Annotated in this window: 22 protein-coding genes; 11 read left to right on the forward strand and 11 right to left on the reverse strand. The window is 70.9% G+C overall.

What is annotated here, in order from left to right; all coding sequences use genetic code 11:
• The first annotated feature begins 47 nt into the window (after positions 1-47).
• Genes FPZ12_RS01920 through FPZ12_RS01935 form a run of 4 tightly spaced genes read left to right on the forward strand, consistent with a single transcriptional unit; the run spans position 48 to position 2,975 of the window.
• On the forward strand, positions 48-404 hold the full coding sequence (locus tag FPZ12_RS01920) for a YybH family protein (protein ID WP_144750645.1): 357 nt from the start codon (positions 48-50) through the stop codon (positions 402-404).
• Between the two features lies 1 nt (position 405).
• Positions 406-1,497: an FAD-dependent monooxygenase gene (locus FPZ12_RS01925; protein ID WP_144750643.1), complete on the forward strand. Its 1,092-nt coding sequence runs from the start codon at positions 406-408 to the stop codon at positions 1,495-1,497.
• 10 nt (positions 1,498-1,507) lie between these two features.
• Positions 1,508-2,305, forward strand: a complete 798-nt coding sequence (locus FPZ12_RS01930) for an AraC family transcriptional regulator (protein ID WP_144750641.1) — start codon at positions 1,508-1,510, stop codon at positions 2,303-2,305.
• 10 nt (positions 2,306-2,315) lie between these two features.
• Positions 2,316-2,975, forward strand: coding sequence for a cysteine hydrolase family protein (locus FPZ12_RS01935; RefSeq protein WP_144750639.1), 660 nt, complete (start codon positions 2,316-2,318; stop codon positions 2,973-2,975).
• Here the strand turns inward: FPZ12_RS01935 and FPZ12_RS01940 are convergent.
• Genes FPZ12_RS01940 through FPZ12_RS01950 form a run of 3 tightly spaced genes read right to left on the reverse strand, consistent with a single transcriptional unit; the run spans position 2,896 to position 5,576 of the window.
• Positions 2,896-3,708 carry an ABC transporter ATP-binding protein gene (locus tag FPZ12_RS01940; protein WP_144750637.1) on the reverse strand — a complete coding sequence of 271 codons (813 nt, stop codon included), beginning with the start codon at positions 3,706-3,708 and terminating at the stop codon, positions 2,896-2,898. The two genes, FPZ12_RS01935 and FPZ12_RS01940, sit on opposite strands and share 80 nt — an antisense overlap.
• Positions 3,705-4,388, reverse strand: a complete 684-nt coding sequence (locus FPZ12_RS01945) for a FadR/GntR family transcriptional regulator (protein WP_144750635.1) — start codon at positions 4,386-4,388, stop codon at positions 3,705-3,707. The genes FPZ12_RS01940 and FPZ12_RS01945 overlap by 4 nt, the downstream gene beginning before the upstream one ends.
• A gap of 24 nt (positions 4,389-4,412) precedes the next feature.
• A complete protein-coding gene (locus FPZ12_RS01950) occupies positions 4,413-5,576 on the reverse strand; it encodes an MFS transporter (RefSeq protein WP_144750633.1) in 1,164 nt (387 codons plus the stop codon).
• Between the two features lie 88 nt (positions 5,577-5,664).
• Between FPZ12_RS01950 and FPZ12_RS01955 the strand changes: the two genes are divergently transcribed.
• Positions 5,665-6,117 (forward strand): winged helix-turn-helix transcriptional regulator, encoded by a 453-nt coding sequence (locus FPZ12_RS01955; protein WP_208025704.1) that lies wholly within the window; start codon positions 5,665-5,667, stop codon positions 6,115-6,117.
• Between the two features lie 193 nt (positions 6,118-6,310).
• On the opposite strand, the gene FPZ12_RS01960 is transcribed toward FPZ12_RS01955, so the two are convergent.
• Positions 6,311-6,721: a hypothetical protein gene (locus tag FPZ12_RS01960; RefSeq protein ID WP_243769626.1), complete on the reverse strand. Its 411-nt coding sequence runs from the start codon at positions 6,719-6,721 to the stop codon at positions 6,311-6,313.
• Positions 6,722-6,754: 33 nt separating this feature from the next.
• Between FPZ12_RS01960 and FPZ12_RS01965 the strand changes: the two genes are divergently transcribed.
• Positions 6,755-7,534 carry a glycerophosphodiester phosphodiesterase family protein gene (locus FPZ12_RS01965; protein WP_144750631.1) on the forward strand — a complete coding sequence of 260 codons (780 nt, stop codon included), beginning with the start codon at positions 6,755-6,757 and terminating at the stop codon, positions 7,532-7,534.
• Here FPZ12_RS01965 and FPZ12_RS01970 read toward each other — a convergent pair whose 3' ends face one another.
• Positions 7,535-8,197, reverse strand: a complete 663-nt coding sequence (locus FPZ12_RS01970; RefSeq protein ID WP_144750629.1) for a transglycosylase family protein — start codon at positions 8,195-8,197, stop codon at positions 7,535-7,537.
• Between the two features lie 301 nt (positions 8,198-8,498).
• On the opposite strand from FPZ12_RS01970, the gene FPZ12_RS01975 reads away from it, so the two are divergent.
• Both FPZ12_RS01975 and FPZ12_RS01980 read left to right on the forward strand, forming a co-directional pair.
• Positions 8,499-9,164: a thymidine kinase gene (locus FPZ12_RS01975; RefSeq protein WP_144750674.1), complete on the forward strand. Its 666-nt coding sequence runs from the start codon at positions 8,499-8,501 to the stop codon at positions 9,162-9,164.
• Between the two features lie 249 nt (positions 9,165-9,413).
• Entirely contained in the window at positions 9,414-9,761 is a 348-nt protein-coding gene (locus tag FPZ12_RS01980) for an RNA polymerase-binding protein RbpA (protein WP_144750627.1), read from the forward strand.
• A gap of 96 nt (positions 9,762-9,857) precedes the next feature.
• Here the strand turns inward: FPZ12_RS01980 and FPZ12_RS01985 are convergent, their stop codons facing one another.
• Genes FPZ12_RS01985 through FPZ12_RS01995 form a run of 3 tightly spaced genes read right to left on the reverse strand, consistent with a single transcriptional unit; the run spans position 9,858 to position 13,891 of the window.
• Positions 9,858-10,625 (reverse strand): polyprenol monophosphomannose synthase, encoded by a 768-nt coding sequence (locus tag FPZ12_RS01985; protein ID WP_144750625.1) that lies wholly within the window; start codon positions 10,623-10,625, stop codon positions 9,858-9,860.
• A 27-nt stretch (positions 10,626-10,652) separates the two neighbouring features.
• Entirely contained in the window at positions 10,653-12,251 is a 1,599-nt protein-coding gene (lnt, locus tag FPZ12_RS01990; protein ID WP_144750623.1) for an apolipoprotein N-acyltransferase, read from the reverse strand.
• Positions 12,252-12,304: 53 nt separating this feature from the next.
• Positions 12,305-13,891 (reverse strand): amidohydrolase, encoded by a 1,587-nt coding sequence (locus tag FPZ12_RS01995; RefSeq protein WP_243769627.1) that lies wholly within the window; start codon positions 13,889-13,891, stop codon positions 12,305-12,307.
• A gap of 99 nt (positions 13,892-13,990) precedes the next feature.
• On the opposite strand from FPZ12_RS01995, the gene FPZ12_RS02000 reads away from it, so the two are divergent.
• Positions 13,991-15,358 carry a KamA family radical SAM protein gene (locus tag FPZ12_RS02000; RefSeq protein ID WP_144750621.1) on the forward strand — a complete coding sequence of 456 codons (1,368 nt, stop codon included), beginning with the start codon at positions 13,991-13,993 and terminating at the stop codon, positions 15,356-15,358.
• A 35-nt stretch (positions 15,359-15,393) separates the two neighbouring features.
• Positions 15,394-16,500 carry an FAD-dependent oxidoreductase gene (locus FPZ12_RS02005; protein ID WP_144750619.1) on the forward strand — a complete coding sequence of 369 codons (1,107 nt, stop codon included), beginning with the start codon at positions 15,394-15,396 and terminating at the stop codon, positions 16,498-16,500.
• Positions 16,501-16,571: 71 nt separating this feature from the next.
• On the opposite strand, the gene cysC is transcribed toward FPZ12_RS02005, so the two are convergent.
• Entirely contained in the window at positions 16,572-17,132 is a 561-nt protein-coding gene (gene cysC / locus FPZ12_RS02010; protein WP_144750617.1) for an adenylyl-sulfate kinase, read from the reverse strand.
• 129 nt (positions 17,133-17,261) lie between these two features.
• Between cysC and FPZ12_RS02015 the strand changes: the two genes are divergently transcribed.
• The gene (locus FPZ12_RS02015; protein WP_144750615.1) at positions 17,262-18,398 is read left to right on the forward strand and encodes a hypothetical protein; all 1,137 of its coding nucleotides are present in this window, start codon (positions 17,262-17,264) and stop codon (positions 18,396-18,398) included.
• A 4-nt stretch (positions 18,399-18,402) separates the two neighbouring features.
• Here FPZ12_RS02015 and FPZ12_RS02020 read toward each other — a convergent pair whose 3' ends face one another.
• On the reverse strand, positions 18,403-19,524 hold the full coding sequence (locus FPZ12_RS02020) for an MGDG synthase family glycosyltransferase (RefSeq protein ID WP_144750613.1): 1,122 nt from the start codon (positions 19,522-19,524) through the stop codon (positions 18,403-18,405).
• A complete protein-coding gene (locus FPZ12_RS02025) occupies positions 19,521-20,453 on the reverse strand; it encodes a DMT family transporter (RefSeq protein ID WP_144750611.1) in 933 nt (310 codons plus the stop codon). The genes FPZ12_RS02020 and FPZ12_RS02025 overlap by 4 nt, the downstream gene beginning before the upstream one ends.
• Positions 20,454-20,502: the final 49 nt, after the last annotated feature.

Genomic DNA, 20,502 nt, shown 5'->3' on the forward strand with positions numbered 1-20,502 from the left:
ACAACCAGCTCTTGGACTTCTGGTCGCGGGCGAGCCAGGCTGGACTCATGACGAACTCAGCGAAAACCCCGGAAGACCTCGCCCGCCTCTTCGTCGAGCGCGCCAACGCCCGCGACGCCGAAGGAATCGCCGCCCTGTACGAGCCGGACGCCATGCTCGCCTACCCGCCCGGCTCGGAGACCGTCGGCCGTGACGCCATCCGCGCCGCGATGGAGAAGATGTTCGCCCACAACACCACTGCCGAGTTCACGGTCGAAGAAGCGCTGCCCACCGTTTACCACGGCGAGCTCGCGCTGACCTCCACCAAACCGGCCGACAACACCGGCGGCCGCGTCCAGGTCGCCCGCCGCCAGGCGGACGGCAGCTGGCTGCGGATCATCGACCGCCCCGAGATCCGGAGCTGACATGCGCGTCCTCATCGCCGGGGCCGGCATCGGCGGGCTGACCGCCGCGCTGAGCCTGCATGCCGCCGGCATCGAAGCCGAGGTGCTCGACGCCGCGAGCGAAATCCGCCCGCTGGGGGTCGGGATCAACCTGCTCCCGCACGCGGTCGGCGAGCTCATCGCGCTCGGCCTCGGCGACGAGCTCGCCGCCATCGGCGTCGCCACCGCCGAAAACGTCTACTGCGACCACACAGGACACGACCTGTTCGCCGAACCCCGGGGGCTCGCTGGCGGCTACCGATGGCCGCAGTACTCCGTGCACCGCGGCCGCCTGCAGCTGATGCTCCTCGCCGCCGCACGCGAACGCGGCATCCCGGTCCGCACCGGCATCCGCGTCGACGGCTTCGACCAGGACGCCGACAGCGTCCGGGCCGCGGGCACCGAAGCGGACATCCTCGTCGGCGCGGACGGCCTCCACTCGGCGATCCGCGCGCGACTCCACCCCGGCGAAGGACCCCTGCACTGGTCCGGGGTCCGGATGTGGCGCGGTACCAGCGAAACCGGCCCGTTCCGCACCGGCCGCACCATGATCATCGCCCGCGGGCCCGGCGACGCCGAACTCATCGCCTATCCGATCGGCCCGGCCACGATCAACTGGGTCGCCCTCCTGCCCGTCGCCCCACCGGGCCCGCTGCCCGGCGACGCCGACTGGAACGCGCCCGGCAGCGCCGAGGACCTCCTCCCGCATTTCGGCTGGGACCTCGGCTGGCTCGACGTGCCGCGGCTCATCACGAGCAGCGAGCGCGTCTTCACCTATCCGATGGTCGACCGCGACCCGCTCCCGCACTGGGGCCACGGCCGGGTCACCCTGCTCGGCGACGCCGCCCACCCGATGTACCCGGTCGGCGCGAACGGCGCCTCGCAGGCCATCGTCGACGCCCGTGCCCTCGCGCTCAACGCCGGAAACCTTGCGGCCTATGAGAAAACCCGGCTACCCGAGACCGCCGACGTGATCCGCGCGAACCGCGAGATGCAACGCACCGGGCACGCGCGCGACGCGGCCGAACTCGCCCACATCACCGGCACCTACCGGCGCAAGACCCGCGCGGGGTAGAAACGAGGACATGGAGGACGTGGTCGAACACCGCTACGGCGCCCGCGACACCCGGCTCGTGGCCGCGTCCTTCCGCACGCACCACTTCGTCCCGCACGCCCACAGCGAGTACGCCATCGCGGCCATCTCACGCGGCGTCGAGGACGTCCGCTACCGCGGCGCCACCGAACACGCGCCCGCGGGCAGCCTCCTCCTGCTCGACGCCGACACCCTCCACGCGGGCCGCCCCGGCGTCGACGAAGGCTGGGACTACCGCGTGTTCTACGTGCCCCCATCGCTGCTGGAAGAGCTCGCCGGGCACCGGCCCACGTTCCCGGACCCGGTCCCGCACGACCCGGCACTGGCTGCCCGCCTGCTGCGCTTGCACCGTCGTGCCGACCCGGAAAGCCTTGCCGCGCAAGAAGAATTCGCCACGGTGTGCCTGGAGCTGATCCGCCGGTACACCCGCGGCAGGATCAACCCGGCGCCGCCGCTGCACGTCCGCAAGATCCAGCAGCACCTCGCGGCCGACCTCCAGCACACCCCGAGCCTCGACGAACTCGCCACCGTCGCCGGCCTGCCGCGCTTCCGGCTGTTGCGCGCCTTCCGCCGCGACACCGGCATCACCCCGCACGGCTATCTCCTGCAGCTGCGCCTGCGACGCGCCCAGCAACTCCTCACCGCCGGGCACACCGTCGCCCGCGCCGCGACCGAAAGCGGCTTCTACGACCAGGCCCATCTGCACCGCCACTTCCGCCGCACGTTCGGCGCCACACCGGGCCGCTTCGCGCGCAACGACGTACAAGACCGGCGCCACCCACCGGCCTAATCTGTCCGATGTGGACGAATACACCAGCCCTGAATTTCCGCGCAGCGCCCTGCTGACCATCGACCTGCAGCGCGACTGGGTCGCTGCCGTCCCGGGCACACCCGCAGTGCTGCCCGCGGTGCGGCGACTGACGCAGGCGTACCGCGACGCGGGCAGGCCGGTCGTGCACGTCGTGCGGCTGTATCTGCCCGACGGCAGCAACGCCGACCTGTCCCGGCGCTCCTTGCGCGGTAAGGCAAACCCGCACACGCCGGGTTCCCAGCTCGCCGACGGGCTCGGCGGTGAGCTCGACCCCGACCTGCTCCTGAGCGGGCAACTGCAGCAGACCGGGCCGGCGGAACACGTCCTGTACAAACCGCGTTGGAGCGCCTTTTTCCGCACCAGCCTGCTGGACCACCTGGCCGGACAGGACGTGAGCACTGTGGTCGTCGCCGGTTGCAACTACCCGAACTGCCCCCGCGCCACGCTCGTCGACGCCACCGAACGCGACCTCCGCACCGCGGCCGTGCGCGACGCGATCTCCGGCTGGACCGAGGACGCCGACCGGGAACTGCCCGGCCTCGGCATCGCCTGCCTCGACGCCGCCGACGTCATCGACGCCGTTCGGCCCGCGCGGCCCAGCGCCCCTCTTCCCGCGCGATCCGCACCGGATGGTCGAAGCACTTCGTGACGTTGTCGCTGGTCAGAACCTCGTCCACGGGACCCGTCGCCAGCGCCCGGCCTTCGCGCAGCAACAAGGCATGCGTGGTCGACTCCGGCAGCTCCTCGAGGTGGTGCGTCACGAGCACCGTCGCCAGCTCCGGGTTCTGCTCACGCAGGAAGTCCAGGCTCGTCAGCAACTGCTCCCGCGCGGCGAGGTCCAGTCCGGTGGCCGGCTCGTCCAGCAACAGCAAGCGCGGCTTTGGCATCAGTGCCCGCGCGATCAGGGCGCGACCGCGTTCGCCCTGGGACAGGATCGTCCACCGCGCGTCCCGGCGCGACGTGAGCCCGAGCAGGTCGATCAGCTGGTCGGCCTGCGAGACCTGCTCCGCGGTCGGCGTCCAGCGGGGGACCGGCTCGGTGGTGTTCGTCAGCCCGGTCAGCACGACGTCGCGCACGCGCAGGGGAGTGGTGAGGGGATGGCGGGGGTCGACGTGCCCGACGTAGGTCCGCAGTTCGCGCATGTCGACGCGCCCGAGCCGGTGCCCGAGCACCTCGACGTGCCCGCGCGTGGGATGCGTACGCGCGCCGAGCAGGCTCAGCAGCGTGCTCTTGCCCGCGCCGTTTCCGCCCAGCAGAGCCCAATGCTCGCCGCGGTGCACGGTCAGGGATACCGACTGCAGCAGGTAGTTCCCGCCGCGCACGAGGTCGACTTCGTACGCCGCGAGCACCGGCCCGGTGCTCGCGGGGATCGCGGTGCTCACTGGGCCACCGCCTCCCGCACGCCGGAAAGCACCGTTTCGAGATTGTCCACAGTGGCCTTGACGGCCGCGTCGGAGTCACCGCGCTCCAGCGCGCCGAGCAGATCGGCGTGGGCGCAGGACACGTCCGGCAGTCCGGTCTCGTGCCGCACCATCTCGATCAGCGTCTCCCGCAGCAGGGGGAGCGCGGCGAGGAAAAGGTTGAGCAGCAACGCGTTCCCGGACAATTCGACGATCGCCCGGTGGAACTCCAGGTCGGCGTCGACGAACATGGCAGGCCCGTCCTCTTGGCGTTCCTGCCGCTTGCGCAGCCCGGCACGCAGCCGCTCGATGTCCTCGGGACGCACGCGGTGCGCGGCGAGCCTCGCCGCCTCGACCTCCAGCGCGCGCCGCACCTCGTACACCTCCAGCAACCGCGCCCGGCGCAGGAGCTGGCCGACTTCACCGGACTCCGCGGGCGCTTCGGCGACGAACGTGCCCGAACCGTGGCGCACGTCGAGCAGCCCGTCCCGCGCGAGAAGCCGCACCGCTTCGCGCACCGACGAGCGCCCGACGCCCAGCTCAGCCGCCAGCGCCACCTCGTTCGGCAACCGTTCGCCGGGCTTCCATTCCTTGCGCCGCAACCGTTCCCGCAACAGGCTCTCGACCTGCGGGACCACCCGGCCGTGCCGTAGTTCGCCCATGGCGGGGAACCGTAACACAGGTCATCAGACGTCTGAGGACTGCGTCCGGTTCGTCGACCAGACAAGGAACGCGCAGGCGGCGAAGGTCGCGCCGAGGATGCTGGAGCCTGCCCAGCCTGCGTGGGCGAACACCGTGGTCGTGGCGGTGGCGCCGACCGCCGAGCCGAGGGAGTAGAAGAGCATGTAGCCGCCGATGACAGTGCTGGTGCGGTCCGGATGCCTTGTGGTGAGCAGGTGCTGGTTGCTCACGTGCACGGCCTGCACGGCGAAGTCGAGTACGACCACACCAAGCACGACGAGCCACAGCGACCAGGACGCCTGCCCGGTGGCGAGCCACGAGACGACGAGGAGCGCGAGCGCCCCGCCAGTGACGGCGTTCGCGAACCCGGAGTCGGCCCAGCGCCCCGCCCTCGCCGCGCCGAGCGCACCGGCCAGGCCTGCGAAACCGAAGAGGCCGATCTGGGCCGGACTGAACTCCCATGGCGCGGTGGCGAGGGGGAGTGCAAGCCCGCTCCACAGCGTGCCGAACGACGCGAACAGGAAGAACGCGATCAGCCCGCGCGAGAGGAACAGGCGCTCGCGGAACAGCTCGCCGAGTGATGCCGGCACCTGCCGGCAGGGAGTGCGATCGGGACGCGGATCGGGCGGCAGCATCCGGAAAACGAGGCACGCCAACACCGTCATGAGCAAGGCGAGCGCGACGTACACGCTGCGCCAGCCCCACAGTGCGGCCAGCGCGCCGGCCGCGATCCGTGCCCCGAGAATGCCGACGACGACGCCCGACGTCACCGCGCCGAGGTTGCGGCCCCGTTCTTCCGGCGTGGACAAGGCCGCGGCGAAGGCGACTGTCGTCTGGACGACCACGGCGAACAGGCCCGCGGCGGCCAACCCGGCGAGCAGCATCCAGGTTCCGGTGGCTGCCGCGGCCAGGAACGCGCCCACCGCGGCCAGCAGGAGGTGCCCGGCGATGAGCTTGCGTCTGTCCATCAGGTCGCCGAGCGGGACGAGAACCGCCAGTCCCGCAAGGTAGCCGAGCTGCCCGGCCGCGACGATCCAGCCGAGGTGGGCAGCCGGCACGTGCAGATCGGTCCCGATCTCGGCGAGCACGGGCTGCGCGGCGTAAACGCACGCGACGGCGACGGCGCAGACCGCCGCGAACAACGTTCTCCGGCCGGTGGTCAGCGTCATGCACACCTTCTCGACTGAGTAGCAGTTTGCAACTGATTCGACCGTACGGCAGAATGGTTTCAAACAGCAACTCATTGGAGGGGGAGTCGTGGTCAGCACCGAGGAGGTGGCCTGGACCGACCCGGAGTGCCCAGTGGCGCGGGCGTTGGACCTGATCGGGGATCGTTGGAGCCTGCTGATCGTGCGCGACGCGATGGACGGGGCGCGGGCTTTCACGGATTTCCAGCAGCGCACGGGGATCGCGCGGAACATTCTCACCGACCGGCTCCGCCGGCTGGTCGAGCGGGGCATCCTCGGCAGACAGGCCGCGCCGACGGGGAAGCGCCAGGTTTATGCCCTCACGGCGGACGGGCGGGATCTGTTCACGGTCGTCGTCGCGCTGCGGCAGTGGGGAGAACGCCACGCCTTCTCGCGCGGCGAGCCACATTCCACCCTGGTCGACGAGCACGGCTCCCGGCTGCCGCCGCTGCGGCCGCTCGATTCGCGTGGGGAGGTCGTCAACGTGGACACGACGTCGGTCCGCAAGGCGCGCACGAGGTGACACCCATGCCGGACAGGAGTACTCGCGTGTCCAGGAGAGGACCACTCCCACCCGCCGGCTCCGCTACTTAACATAATGTACATTATCGGCACTTACGGATAACGCCGGGACGATGCTGAGAGAAGCATCCTGAGAGCGTTTTCCGGACAGCTCCAGGACCGCTCCGGAACAACACCGCGACAACACAGCCACGTCAGCGCAGCTGCTCCAAGTCTCGCGCGCTGTGGGCCAGCTCTTGTGCCATCCGCCGCAACTCGTCCGCCGTCGCGCCGTCGTCGGCGGCCGTCACGACATCCTCCGCCGCGCACCGCAGCTGGAACAGCTTGTCCTGCAAAGCCGACAGCTCACTGTCCGACAGCACGACCGAATCCTCCGGCAGACCACTGCGCTGCACCGCGGCCCGCCGCTCGTACGCCCGCTGCCGGCACGACTGCCCGCAGTACCGCCGCCGGCGCCCCTTCGTCACTTCCTGCTGCTCCAGGCGCCGCCCACACCAGCCACAATGCTGCGGCGGCGCGGTGCGCCTGATCCCCTCCAAAACGTCACTTGACGTTTTACGTGCGTCGCTCACCCGCAAGACCCTAACGGGCAACCGAGCGCTCATGCCCCGGCCACGCCGATACCGCACACTGGTCGGGTGCGAACCGACCACCCGTACCTCTCCGGACCCTTTCCCCGCGCCTTCGCCCACCGCGGGTGGCACGTGGACGAGCTGGACGGCATGGAGAACTCGCTGTCCTCGTTCCGCCGCGCCGTCGCCGAGGGCTACCAGTATCTCGAGACGGACGTGCACGCGACGTCCGACGGCGTTGTCGTCGTGCACCATGACGCACGCCTGGACCGCACCACCGACAAGGTGGGCCTGATCGGCAAGCAGACCTGGCGGACGGTCTCGCAGGCCAAAATAGACGGCCGGGAACCGTTGGCGCGCCTGGAAGATCTCCTCGAAGAGCTCCCTGAGGCCCGGTTCAACGTGGACGTGAAATCGGCGCGCGCGGTCGCCCCGTTCGTCGACGTGATCGAGCGGATGGGCGCCCACGACAGGGTCGCGGCCGCGTCCTTCTCCGACGCGCGCCTGGCCCGGCTCCGCCGGCTGGCCGGGCCGAAGCTGCTCACCGCGATGGGCCCGCGGTCGGTCGCCGTGCTGTGGGGCAACGGCTGGACTCCCTTGCTGCGCCTGGATTTCCTGCATCGCGGCGCGATGGCCCAGGTGCCGGTCGACCAGGGCCGCCTCACCGTCGTGACGAGCAGCTTCGTGCGCGCGGCCGAGCGGGCGGGCGTCGAGGTCCACACGTGGACGATCAACGACCAGGCCGAGATGCGGCGTCTGCTGGACCTCGGTGTGCACGGGATCGTCACCGACCGGCCGGACCTGCTGCGCGACGTGCTCAAGGAACGCGGCGCCTGGCCCGCCTGATCATCGCGGCGGCTGGCCGTTCCAGGCCGCGTCCCACGTCTTGGGGCCGAGCCTGCCGGAGTCGTTGATCGCGTTGGCGCGCTGGAGATCGAGCACGGCCTGCTTGGTCTTGTCGTAGTAGCAGCCGGTGCCGTCGAACGCGTAGCCGAAGGCGTTCATCCGGAGCTGGAACGTCTTGAGCGACGGGGCGCAGTCGCCGTAGGCGTAAACGACGCCGGGCCACGCCGGTTTCCCGGAGGCAGGGGTACCGTTGCCGCCGATGTAGGCGGATTCGGCGTAGGTGGGGATCCGTTTGCTGCGCGCGTCACCGTCGCTGCGCAGGGCGAGCATGCCGGCGCACTCCCACGGCTGCCAGCCGCGCATGCGGTACAGGTAGAGCGCGCGGTAGTCCTGTTCGGCGGGGCTCGCCTGGTCCGGCCGCCCCGTGCCGCCGACGCTGCGCCAGGTCGGCAGGTCGAACTGGTAGGCGCCGTAGTACCCGTTACCGGTGTTGATGCCGTAGCGGTTGCTGGATTCGCACGTCCGGAGCTTGAGCCACGTCGAGGCCGTGGGGTCGGCCGAGGCCGCGGTGCTGGTGGCGATCTGGATGCCTCCGGCGAGGATGGCGATCACCAGCACCCGGATGCCCAGGCGGAACACGGGTCTGAGCCGGTGTTTGATCATGCGAGCACACTAAGGACCCGCATCACCTGCCACAACCTTCACATCCAACCCAACAGCATCACATGCACCAGCCCGGGTGATCGGCACCGACACGCCGAACCCGTCGTCGCGCCGCGAAAACCGCCGCTCCCCCGGCCGCGGCACGCGGAGCGGTGCTCTCCCGGCAAATCACCCGATCAAGGGAGAGATAGGGTCGGGCGTCGTGACCTCGATATCCGAGCTGCCGGGCGAAGATCCCGACCCGACCGACGCGTTGTCGTCCGTGCCCGGTCCGGCCGCCCGCCGCGCGCCCGTGCGCGGGATGCTGCGTTTCTGCTACGGGCCGATGGACTGCGGGAAATCGACGCTGGCGCTGCAGATCGACCACAACCACGCGCGGCAGGGCCGGCGCGGGCTGCTGCTGGTGCGGCACGACCGGTCCGGCGAGCCGCAGATCAGCAGCCGCATCGGGATCACTCGCCAGGCACTTGAAGTTCACGCGGGCACGGACGTGCGGAAGCTGATCCGGGAGCAGTGGATCGCCGGGCGGCACGTGGACTACCTGATCGTCGACGAGGCCCAGTTCCTCTCCCCCGCGCAGGTCGAGCAGCTCGCCGAGCTGGCCGACGAGGTGCAGATCGACGTGTACTGCTTCGGGATCGCGACCGATTTCCAGAGCCACCTGTTCCCCGGCGCCCGGCGGCTGTTCGAGCTCGCCGACGAGCTGCAGCCGGTCCAGGTCGAGGTGCTGTGCTGGTGTGGCGCGCCGGGGCGGTTCAACGCACGGGTGAGCGACGGGGAGGTCCTCCGCGAGGGGGATACGGTCGTCGTGGCGGACACCGGGCCGGGTGTATTTGAATCCACAACTTCATTACAGCCGGAGGCAAATTCCACTACGTTGCGTTATCAAGTATTGTGCCGCCGCCATTACCGTCTTGGCGATCTTGGACCGGCTGCCGGGAAGCGGGGACAGCTGCGCCTTACTTGAACGTCGTTAGCTACCGGAAATGCCGTCAGCTGATAGCCCGACTGGGGGATTATCCCAAGAAGCAGGGCTAAAACGCGTCACGGAGCGACGCGTACGGTGTCCCTCTGGTGGAAGCTGTTGCCGAGGGGTGGGACAGCTCATCGTGAGCGACGACATGTTCTCCGGGGAATTCCTGGGGCACGTTCTGTCGTTGCATAGGGTGAGCACCACTCTGGCTCTAACCGCAGAGCCGACTGAAAGGACGTCATCATGGCCGACCGTGTACTCCGTGGAAGCCGGCTAGGAGCGGTCAGCTACGAGACCGACCGCAACCACGATCTCGCCCCGCGGCGCACCGTGCGCTACGCGTGTCCGAAGAACCACGAGTTCGAGGTTCCGTTCTCCGACGACGCCGAGGTCCCCTCGGTGTGGGAGTGCCGCCTGCACGGCAGCGAGTCCGAGATCGTCGACGGTGGGCAGCCCGAGCAGAAGAAGGTCAAGCCTCCGCGCACGCACTGGGACATGCTGCTGGAGCGCCGTTCGATCCCGGAGCTCGAGGATCTGCTGAACGAGCGTCTGGCCGAGCTCAAGGGCCGCCGGACGACCCGTTCGGCGTAGCTGACAGAGTTCCCGCCACGAAGCACGAAGGCCCCCGCGTCCTCCCGCCGCGGGGGCCTTCGTCTGTCTTCTGGAGTTCTCGGACGCTTCTGGTTCTCAGCGCCGCCGGACAAGGCCGCGCAGCTGCTGCCAGCGGTGCCGCGCGCCCCAGACGCCGACCTTGAGCGCGGCCTCGAAGATGATGCTGCTGCTCATCTTCGACTCGCCGATCTCGCGTTCGGTGAAGGTGATCGGGACTTCGTCGATCTCGAACCCGGCCTGCAGGGTCCGCCACGCGAGGTCGATCTGGAAGCAGTAGCCCCGCGAGGCGATCTCGTCCAGCGGGAGCTTCTCCAGTACTTCCCGGCGGTACGCGCGGAACCCTGCCGTGAACTCGTGGATCTTCGCGCCGAGCGCGAGCCGCGAGTACAGGTTGGCGCCGCGGGAGAGGATCTCCCGGCGCTTGGGCCAGTTCACCACGCTTCCGCCGGGCACGTAGCGGGAGCCGAGCACGAGGTCGGCGTCGCCGAGCGCGTCGAGCATCCGGGGCAGGTCCTCGGGCGCGTGCGAGCCGTCGGCGTCCATCTCGACGATCGTGCGGTAGTCGCGCTCGAGGCCCCAGCGGAAGCCCGCGACGTACGCGGCGCCGAGGCCTGCTTTCTCGGTGCGGTGCAGGACGTGCACGCGCTTGTCGTCGGCCGCGAGCTTGTCGGCGAGCTCCCCCGTGCCGTCGGGGCTGCCGTCATCGACCACGAGGGCGTGCACGGACGGGAGGGCCTCGTGCAGCCTGCGCAGGATGGGCGTGAGGTTCTCACGCTCGTTGTAAGTCGGGATCACCACCAGGACCGGGTCGATCGGCTGTGGTTCCCGTGGCGCCTGCGCCATCCGTGTTGTCCTCCCTCGAGGCGGAGGTCACTCCGCCACGGTTGCTCGTGTGTCCTTGGCGCGTGCGCGCCGGGTGCGAGCACTCTGCACCATCCCCGCCACCGCCGTCGCGAGCGCCACGCCGACCAGGGTGTACTCCGTCCACGCACCGAGTCGATCCGACAGCGTAGTCGCCTGGCGTAACGGCACGCGCCCGACCAGGGATGCGGCGGTGAATTCGCTGGTCGAGGCCGTGATCGTGCCGTCGGGCTGGACGATGGCGCTGACCCCGCTGGTCGCGGAGACGACGACCGCGCGGCTGTGCTCGACGGCGCGCAGCCGGGCCATCGCGAGCTGCTGGTAGCTCATCTCGCTGTGCCCGTACCACGCGTTGTTGGTGGGGAGCACGATCAGCTGGGCGCCGTCGTCGACGCCTTCGCGGGCGATGTAGTCGTAGGCGATCTCGTAGCAGATGGGCGCGGTGACGCGGGTGCCCGCCACGTTCATGACCGAGGGCGTGGTGCCGGCCTGGATGTCCTTGGTCTGGTCGACGAACGGGGTGACCAGTGAGGCGATCGAGCGGGCGGGCACGTATTCGCCGAAGGGCACGAGCTGGCGCTTGGAGTAGCTTTCGGCGGGCCCGGTGCCCGGGTTCCACACGTAGACGGTGTTGCGCGGCTGGGTGCCGGAGTGGTCGAGCGTGCCTACGAGCGCGGGGACGCCGATGCTGTCGACGGCTTCGTCGACGGCCGGGTCCTCCCCCACGGTCGTCACCGCCGTTTCGGGCCAGACCACCAGATCCGGTTTGGGAACCTGCCCGGCCGCGATCTCCTGGGCGAGGCGCTGGTTCTGGGCGAGGTGGTTGGCTTCGACGGTGGCCGACTCGTTTTCCAGTTCGAGTCCGATGTCTGGGGCGTTGCCCTGGACGGTGGCGACGGTGAGGCTGCCGTTCTGCGCGGCGGTGTCGATCGTGGGCCACAACGCGAGCCCGGCGACGACGGGCAGGATTACGCCGGCCGCGGGCAGCACGAGCGGGCGCCAGGCGCGGCGGCGGAGCCGGGGGATGACGGTCGCGAGACAGAAACCGGTCAGTACCACGGCGAAACCGACCAGCGGCGCGCCGCCGACGGAGGCGAGCGGGACGAAGGCGCCTTCGGGCTGGCTGAACGCGACGCGGCCCCAGGGGAATCCGCCGAAGGGCCACCAGGCGCGCGGGGTTTCGGTCGCGATCACGAGCATCGCCATCCACACCGGTCCCCCGGGCAGCCGGGCGGCGAAGGTGCCCAGCGCGGTGCCGATGCCGATGTACAGGGCGAGCGCGGCGGAGAGCGCGATCCACGGGGTGACGCCGACTTCGGGGCCGAGGAAGTCCTGGAGCCAGGTCAGCAGCGGGATGTACAGGCCGAGCCCGAACGTGAAGCCGTAGCCGAGCCCGCCCCAGACGCGCCTGCCGCGCAGGACGAGGCCGAGCCCGGCGAAGGCGATCGGCGCGAGCCACCACAGCGAGCGCGGGGCGAAGCTGAGGTAGAACACGAATCCCGAGGCCGCCGCGGCGACGAGGCGCAGCAGCCACGGGCGCCAGGCGCGGCGGGCGCGCTGGGGTTTTTCCGGTTTTCCGAGCTCGGAATCCGGCACGGTTACGGCCACGCGCACAACCCTAAGCGCTGCCCGTTAAGGCTCGTGTACGGCAGGTGGAAACCTCACGCCTCGAACAGGGTCCGGCCGCCGCGCACGGTGCGCAGGCAGGTGGGCGCGGGTACGCCCGGGTCCAGTGGCGGCAGCGCGGGCACGCGGGAGCGGGGGTCGGTGGACCAGCGCTGGACGCGGGAGTCCGAGGTGGCGACGACGAGTTCGGCCGCGTCCCAGATCGCGTAGTGGGCGGGAGCGCCCGGGGTGAGGCTGCCGGTCATGCCGTCGTTGACGCCGGCGGCGCGGTGCCCTCCCCTGGTGTGGGCGTTGAAGGCGGCGCGGGCGGAGAGCCCGGAGCCGGGTGTGTGGTGGTGGATGGCGGCGCGCACGGATTCCCAGGGCTCGAGCGGGGTGACGGGGCTGTCGGAGCCGAAGGCGAGGACGACGCCGGTGGCGGCGAGCATGGCGAAGGGGTTGAGCGCGGGGGCGCGTTCGCCGAGGCGGGTGGCGTACATGCCGTTGTCGCCGCCCCAGAGTGCGTCGAACCGGGGTTGCATCGAGGCGCTGACGGCCCAGCCCGCGAGGAGCGCGGCTTGCTCGGTGTCGATCATTTCGAGGTGTTCGAGGCGGTGGCCCCGCGCGGCGAGCGCGCGCTGGCCGACGGTCTTCTCGGCGATCTGGAAGCCGCGGACAACTTCGGTGACGCCGCCGTCGCCGATGACGTGGAATCCGGCCTGCAGTCCGGCTTCGGTGCAGGTGACGAGGTGTTCGGCGATGGCGTCGGCGTCAAGGTAGCGGGCGCCGGTGCTGCCGGTGTCGTCGGTGTAGGGCTCGCGTAGGCAGGCCGTGTGGGAGCCCAGCGCGCCGTCGACGAACAGGTCTCCCGCGAGGCCGCGCAGGCCGTGGCGCCGGGCGAGGTCGGTGGCGTCGCGCTCGCCCCAGTAGGCGACCACTTCGGGGCGGCCGGGCTCGGCGGCGAGGGCGAGCAGGTCGGTGAGGTCGGCTTCGCCCGAGATGTCGGGGCCGGCGCATTCGTGGACGCTGACGATGCCGTGTTCGGCGGCGTGGCGGAGGAAGGCGTCCTGGGCACGGTGGCGCTGCGCGGGGGAAATCGCGGCGCGCACGGTCTTGCGGGCGTGATGGTGGGCGTCGCGGGTCAGGGGGCCTTCGGCGGACCAGCCGTCGGCGTCGCGGGTTTCGGGGACGAGGTCGACGAGCGCGGTGGACACCAGCGCGGAGTGGACATCGACGCGGCTGAGGTAGACGGGCGCTCCCTCGGCGGCGGCGTCGATCTCGGCGCGGCTGGGGATCCTGGGTGAGGTCCAGGTGGTTTCGTCCCAGCCGTGCGCGATGAGGACTTCGCCGGGGCGCACGGCGTCGCGGACCGCGGCGAGCAGCTCGGCGCCGTCGTGGACGGTGGTGAGGTCGAGGCCGCTCAGGTGGAGTCCGGTGGCGGTGGCGTGGACGTGGGCGTCGACGAAGGCGGGCGCGACGAAGGCGCCGTCGAGGTCGACGATTTCGGCGCCGGGGTGCAGGGCGCGGCCGGGGCCGTCCTGCCCGACCCAGACCACGGTGTCCCCGGTGACCGCCATCGCGGTCGCGTCGGGCGAGCTGGGGCTGTGGATCCGCCCGCCGACCAGAAGCGTCGTGTCGTTCACGGGGTCGAGTCTGCCCGAAAGAAATGCGACGGCAATATTTACGCCGTAGTGTCGTGTTCGCAGGAGATTTTTACGTGATTTTGCCGACGAGGAGAACAGATGACTGCGATCCAGGATGCTGTCTCGACCGCCGACACGTTCGGGCAGCCGTATTCCTACGCCCGCCGGGAGCTGGTCGAGCCGGACTGGCGCCGCTTCCCCGGCTGGCGGGACGTGACCGCGGCGCAGTGGCGTGACGCCCAGTGGCAGCGGGTGCACTGCGTGCGGAACATCAAGCAGCTGCGGGCCGTGCTCGGTGACCTCGTCGGCGAGGAGTTCTACGAGGATCTGGCCGCCGACCAGCGTGAGCTGGCCACGATGTCGATGTTGCTGCCGCCGCAGATGCTGAACACCATGCGGGCGGGCTCCACCGGGGAGTTCTACGCGGACCCGGTCCGCCGGTACATGCTGCCGGTGCGCGGCGACCGGGAGCCGGAGTGGCCGAGTCATCCGCATTCGGAGCGGGACTCGCTGCACGAGGCGGAGATGTGGGTGGCGGAGGGGCTGACCCACCGCTACCCCACCAAGGTGCTGGCGGAGCTGATCTCGACCTGTCCGCAGTACTGCGGGCACTGCACGCGGATGGACCTCGTCGGCAACTCGACCGAGCAGGTCACGAAGCACAAGCTGGAGCTCAAGCCGGTGGACCGGCAGGACGCGATGATCGACTACCTGCGCCGCACGCCGGGGGTGCGGGACGTGGTGGTGTCCGGCGGGGATGTGGCGAACGTGCCGTGGCATCAGCTGGAGTCGTTCCTGATGCGGTTGATGGACATCGAAACGGTGCGCGACATCCGGCTGGCGACGAAGGCGCTGGCCGGGCTGCCGCAGCACTGGCTGCAGCCGAAGGTGGTGGAGGGCCTGCAGCGGGTGGCGGTCACGGCCGGGCGGCGCGGGGTGAACCTGGCGATCCACACGCACGTCAACCACGCCCAGTCGGTGACGCCGCTGGTGGCGGAGGCGGCGCGGACGGCGTTGGAGGTCGGGGTGCGCGACGTGCGCAATCAGGGCGTGCTGATGCGCGGGGTGAACGCGACGCCGGCGGCGTTGCTGGACCTGTGTTTCGCGTTGCAGGACGAGGCGAACGTGCTGCCCTACTACTTCTACATGTGCGACATGATCCCGAACGCCGAGCACTGGCGGGTCGCGGTGTGGGAGGCCCAGGAGCTGCAGCACGCGATCATGGGTTACCTGCCGGGGTACGCGACGCCGCGGATCGTGTGCGACGTGCCCTATGTCGGGAAGCGGTGGGTGCACCAGCTGGCCGATTACGACCGTGAGCGCGGGATCTCGTACTGGACGAAGAACTACCGCACCGGGATCGAGCACGCCGATCCGGAGGCGCTGGCGCGGCGCTACCCGTACTACGACCCGATCGCGACTCTCCCCGAGGAGGGGCGGGCTTGGTGGAATTCGCAGCGGGGTTGATCTTCGCTGGCCTATCGTGACGCCCAGGGGGTGTCATGAGAAGCATCGTGATCATCGGTGGCGGCATCGCGGGTGCCGCCACCGCGCTCGCCGCGGCCAAGGCCGGGCTGTCGCCGGTGGTGTTCGAAGCTCATCCGGCGAGCGGTGAGGACATCGGCGCGTTCCTCACGCTGGCGCCCAACGGGTTCGCGGCGCTCCGGGAGCTGGGCGTGGCGGACGCGGTGGCGGCCGCGGCGTTCCCGATGACGGAGCTGTCGGTGCTCGCGCGCACGGGCGAGGTGGTGGCGAGCCGTCCGACGAGCGACAGCTTCACGTTGCGGCGGGCGGAGTTGTGCCGGGTGCTGCAGACGGAGGCGATCGGCCGGGGAATCCCGCTGCACCACGGAAAACGGCTCGTGACGGTGCGCGAGGACGAGGACGGGGTGACAGCGGAGTTCGCCGATGGTGAGTCCGTGCGAGGGGATCTGCTGGTCGGGGCCGACGGGCTGCGCTCGGCCGTGCGCGGTCTGCTCGACGACTCCGTCGTGCCGCGGTATGCCGGGCAGCGGGTGTTCTACGGGCATACGGCCAAGGCCGCGCCGTCGGAGCCGGGGCGCATGGTGATGGTCCGGGGCAGTTCGGTCGCCTTCGGCTACACCGTCTCCCCCGCCCGCGAAACGTACTGGTTCGGGCGCACGCACGGCGATGAGCTCTCCCCGGCGGAGATGGCCGCGCCGGGCTGGCGTGATCACCTGGTCGAGTTGCTGCGGGACGACGCGACTCCGGCGGCGGAGATCGTGGCCGCTACCGCGGAACCGTTGCTGGTGACCAATACGTGGGACCTGCCCGCCGTGCCGCGCTGGCGGACCGGGCGGGTGGTCCTCGTCGGCGATGCGGCGCACGCGGCTTCGCCCGCGACCGGCCAGGGCGCGTCGATGGCCGTCGAGGATGCGATCGTCCTGGCGAAAGCGTTGCGGGACACGGCGAACCCGCTCGAGGTGTACGAGCGGCTGCGCCGCCCCCGGGCGGAAGCCAACGTGGCGGCAAGCGCGCGGATGACGGCGGGCGCGACCGACACGGTGCCGCGCGTCGGATCCGCCCGCCGCCCCGCCGACGGCGCGGTGGAGCGGATGCTGGCGTGGGACGCGGTGCTGGAGGACTGAGTCGGGTTCGGCGGGCTGGGTCGGCAGGCCTCCGGGGCGACGGGTTTCCCAGGCCGACCTCGTATGCCCCTTCAACCCCGGCACAACAGACGGTGCTCTTCGAGTAGACGCAGCACCTGCTCGGCCGCGGCGTCCTCGTCGATACCCGTCGTGTCGAGGCGGAGTTCCGGGGAGGCTGGTTCCTCGTACACGGCGTCGACCCCGGTGAGGCCGTGTAGGCGGCCTGCGCGGGCCTGGGCGTAGAGGCCTTTCGGGTCGCGGCGGGCGCATTCGGCGACCGGCGTGGCCACGTGCACTTCGAGCAGGACCGAGCCGCGCTGTTCGTGGTGGCGGCGCACGGTGCGGCGGGTCCGCGCGTAGGGGGTGATCACCGGCACGAGCACCAGCACCCGGTGCCGCGCCAGCAGTTCGGCGACGAAGCCGACGCGGGTGCCGTGGGTTTCCCTGTCCCGCGCGGAGAACCCGAGGTCTGCGGAGAGGGTGGCGCGCAGCTCGTCCCCGTCGAGGATCGCGACCTCCACGGCACCGGCCAGGCGCGCCGCGACGGCGCGGGCGAGCGTGCTCTTCCCGGCTCCGGGCAGGCCGGTGAGCCACACGGTGGCGCCACGGGTCAGCCGGGGCATGACCGACATCGAGCTCGTCCCTCCTTCACCGGCAGCGTCCACTTTGTACCGCGCCGGGCCGGGAATCCGGGCGTTTCCCAGGGATCTCCCAAGAAACTGCCAACGGTTTCCCAGCACGCCTGCCTACGGTGGTGACCCATGCCCCGTCGCGTCTACCTGCACGTCGGACTGCCCAAGACCGGCACCACGCTGATCCAGGAACTGTTGTGGCACAACCGGTCCACGCTGGCCGGTGCGGGCGTGCTGTACCCGGGGTACGTGCACGCGGCGCAGTTCCACGCGGCGCTGGACCTGCAGCCCGAGCGCTATCGCGACTGGCACGAGCCCGCGGCGGCCGGTGCGTGGGACAGGCTGGCCGAGCACATCCGTTCGTGGCCGGGCACGTCGGTGGTCTCGTGTGAACTGCTCGCGCCCGCGACGTCGAAGCAAGTGCGGCGGGTCACCGAAGCGCTGGCGGGGCTCGAGGTGCACGTGGTGTGCACGGCGCGGGACCTGGCGCGGCAGATTCCCTCGGTGTGGCAGGAAAACGTCAAAACCGGGCAACGGGGCTCGCTGCCGGAGCTGGTGCACGCACTGCGCACCGGTGAGCCCGCCGAGACCAGCGGCTTGTTCTGGGATTACCAGGACCTGACCCAGATCTTGCGGACCTGGGGTGCCGGGCTGCCGCCGGAGCGGGTGCACGTCGTCACGGTGCCGCAGGCGGGCCCGAACGTGTGGCCGCGGTTCGCGTCGGTGCTCGGGGTGCGTGCCGCGATGCAGCCGCCGTCGCGCGACGGGGCGGACAACGTGTCGCTCGGCGCGGTCGAGACGGAGTTCCTGCGCCGCCTCAACGGTGTGGTGGACGTGGGCTGGGCCCGGTACGCCGCCGTGGTGAAAGACCAGGTGGCGCAACAGGTTCTGGCGCAGCGCCGCGATACTCGCCGCATCACGTTGCCCGCGGAGGAGTATCCGTGGCTGCGCAAGCAGGCGCAGCAGTTCATCGACGAGATCCGTGAAGCGCGCTACGACGTGGTCGGTGATCTCGCGGACCTGCTGCCCGCCGAACCGGCCGATGCGGGTGGCCTCCCGGACCCGTCACCACAGGAGCTGCTGGACGCCGCCATCGACACCGTGGCCGCGCTGGTGCCCCGGCTGCCGGAGGAATGGCCGCCGAACCCGCCCGGCCTCAAGGACACGCTCGTGACCCTGTCCGAACGGCACCCGGCCGTGATGGCGATGCGTCGCGGCTATTGGAAGGGCAAGGCACGAATCTCGTGGGCGCGCCGCCGCGGCTAAGACACTAGCGTGCCGCGTGCGTGACCCCGGCGAGCGCGCGGAGCCCGTCGGCCAGTTCGCCCGTACGCTCGCAGTGGCGGGTGGCCGCGGCGGCCATCTCCTTCCAGCGCCCGGGATCGGCGATGAGCTGGCGCACCGCGGCGGCCAGTTCCCCGTCGCGTTCGCAGACGATCGCGAGTCCGGCCTCGGCCATCAGCTCGGCGTTCGCGCGGCCGTGCGCGGCGATCGGCCGGTGCATCAGGACGGGCCGCCCACACGCCAGCGCCTCTAGTCCCGTCGCGCCGCCCGCGTTGGTGACCACGACGTCGGCGGCCACGGTGTAGGCGGGCATCTCGTCGGTCCAGCCGAGCAGCCGCAGCCGGGGCTCACGCTCGGCCAGGGGGCGCAGCCGTTCCAGCAGCTGGGTGTTGCGGCCGCACACCACCACGGGCACGACGTCCGGGTGCGCGTCGAGCAGTTCCGCAGCGGCGTCCTCGACGTCCCCGAAACCCAGCGACCCACAGGACACGAGCGCCAGGAAGGATCCCTGGGGCAGGCCGAGCCGGGCGCGGGCCGCGTCCTGGTCTCCGGGCCGGAAAGCGGTGCGGACCGGGGGCGCGGACACGGCCACCTCGGCGTCGGGCACGCACCGCAGCGCGGGTTCGACGGCGCGCTCGTGCATCACGAGGTTGAGGTCGATGTCGCGGTAGACCCAGAACGGGTGCGGGGCGAAGTCGGAGATCCACGCGCCGGCGGGCATGGGGAGCCGGTGGTGGCGGCGCAGCCAGGCCAGCCCGGCGGTGCCGAGCGGGTAGGTCGAGAGCACGATGTCCGGGGCGTATTCGGCGATGCGGGGCGCCAGCCGCCGCCCGCTCCACACGCCGACGAACCGTTTGGACGACTCCGCGAACCAGTGCCAGCGCCAGAGCGCGCGGTAGAAGAGTTCATACAGCCACGGGGTTTTCTGCACGTTGGACACGTAGATCCAGCGGAACAGGGGGCCGACGCCGGAGCCCATCACGTCCAGGGCGTCGAGCCACCGGATCTCCGCGTCCGGCCAGAGGTGCCCGATGCTGTCCTGCAGTGCCCGCCCCGTGGCGTTGTGCCCTTCCCCCATCGCCGCGGAAACGATCAGCACCTTGTTCATGCCGCTCCTTTGCTCGCCTTCAGCCCGGCCGCGGTGTCGGGGCCGGGCTGTACCTGGTCGAGGTGTGATGCACGACTGGACAGCAGGGCGATCCCGACGATGACCACGGCGCCGGCGATCGCTTCCCCGGCGAGCGCGCCGGGGCCGGAGCTGGCGGTCTCCCCCATCCACCAGACCCCGATCGCGACGCCGACGAGCGGGTCGAGCGCGGTGATCACGGCGAGCGCGGGGGTCAGGAACCGGCCCTGCTGGAAGGTGTTCTGGCTGAGCAGGAACCCCAGTGGCCCGACGACGCAGACCAGGTAGAGGGTCCAGTTCTGGAAGGGTTCGGCCAGCCCGCTCCTGGCCTGCCCGGCGACGATCTTCATCAGCCCGGCGGTGACGCCGTAGAGCGCGCCGGTGGCCACGGCCAGCCCGAGCACTCGCGCGGAGCCGCGCGCGAGGAGGGCGACGACGAGCGCGACGAGGGTGAGCAGGGTGAGGCCGATGGCGAGTGGCAGGGGTCGGGTGCCGCTGGTGAAGCTGTCGGCGTTGCCGCTGGGGCGGGCGACGAGCAGGAACGCGGCGAGCCCGGCGATGCAGATCAGCGAGCCGGCGACCATCACGCCGTCGAGCGGGCGGTGTTCGAGCCGGGCGGAGATCACCCCGGCGAACACCAGTGACGTGATCAGCAGGGGCTGGACCACGAGCAGCGGCGCGAACGCGAGGGCGACCAGCTGCAGGGCGAGCCCGGCGCCGGTGGCGATCATGCCGATCAGCCACAGCGGGCGGTGCGCGAGACCGCGCAGGAGCCCGGGGTCGAGGATCTTCCCGACGGCCACTTCCTTGGTGGCCCTGGCCTGTGCCGCGCTGGCCAGCCCCATACTGGCCGCGCCCACCACCGCGGCCGGCACCGCCAGCAGCAGTGAGGTGCCGGTCGACGACACCATCCAGCCCCTACCTTTCCTGGCGTGGGGTTCCTGTGAGGTTCCGTCCCGA

The sequence above is a fragment of the Amycolatopsis acidicola genome (assembly GCF_007713735.2).
Lineage (GTDB): Bacteria > Actinomycetota > Actinomycetes > Mycobacteriales > Pseudonocardiaceae > Amycolatopsis_E > Amycolatopsis_E acidicola.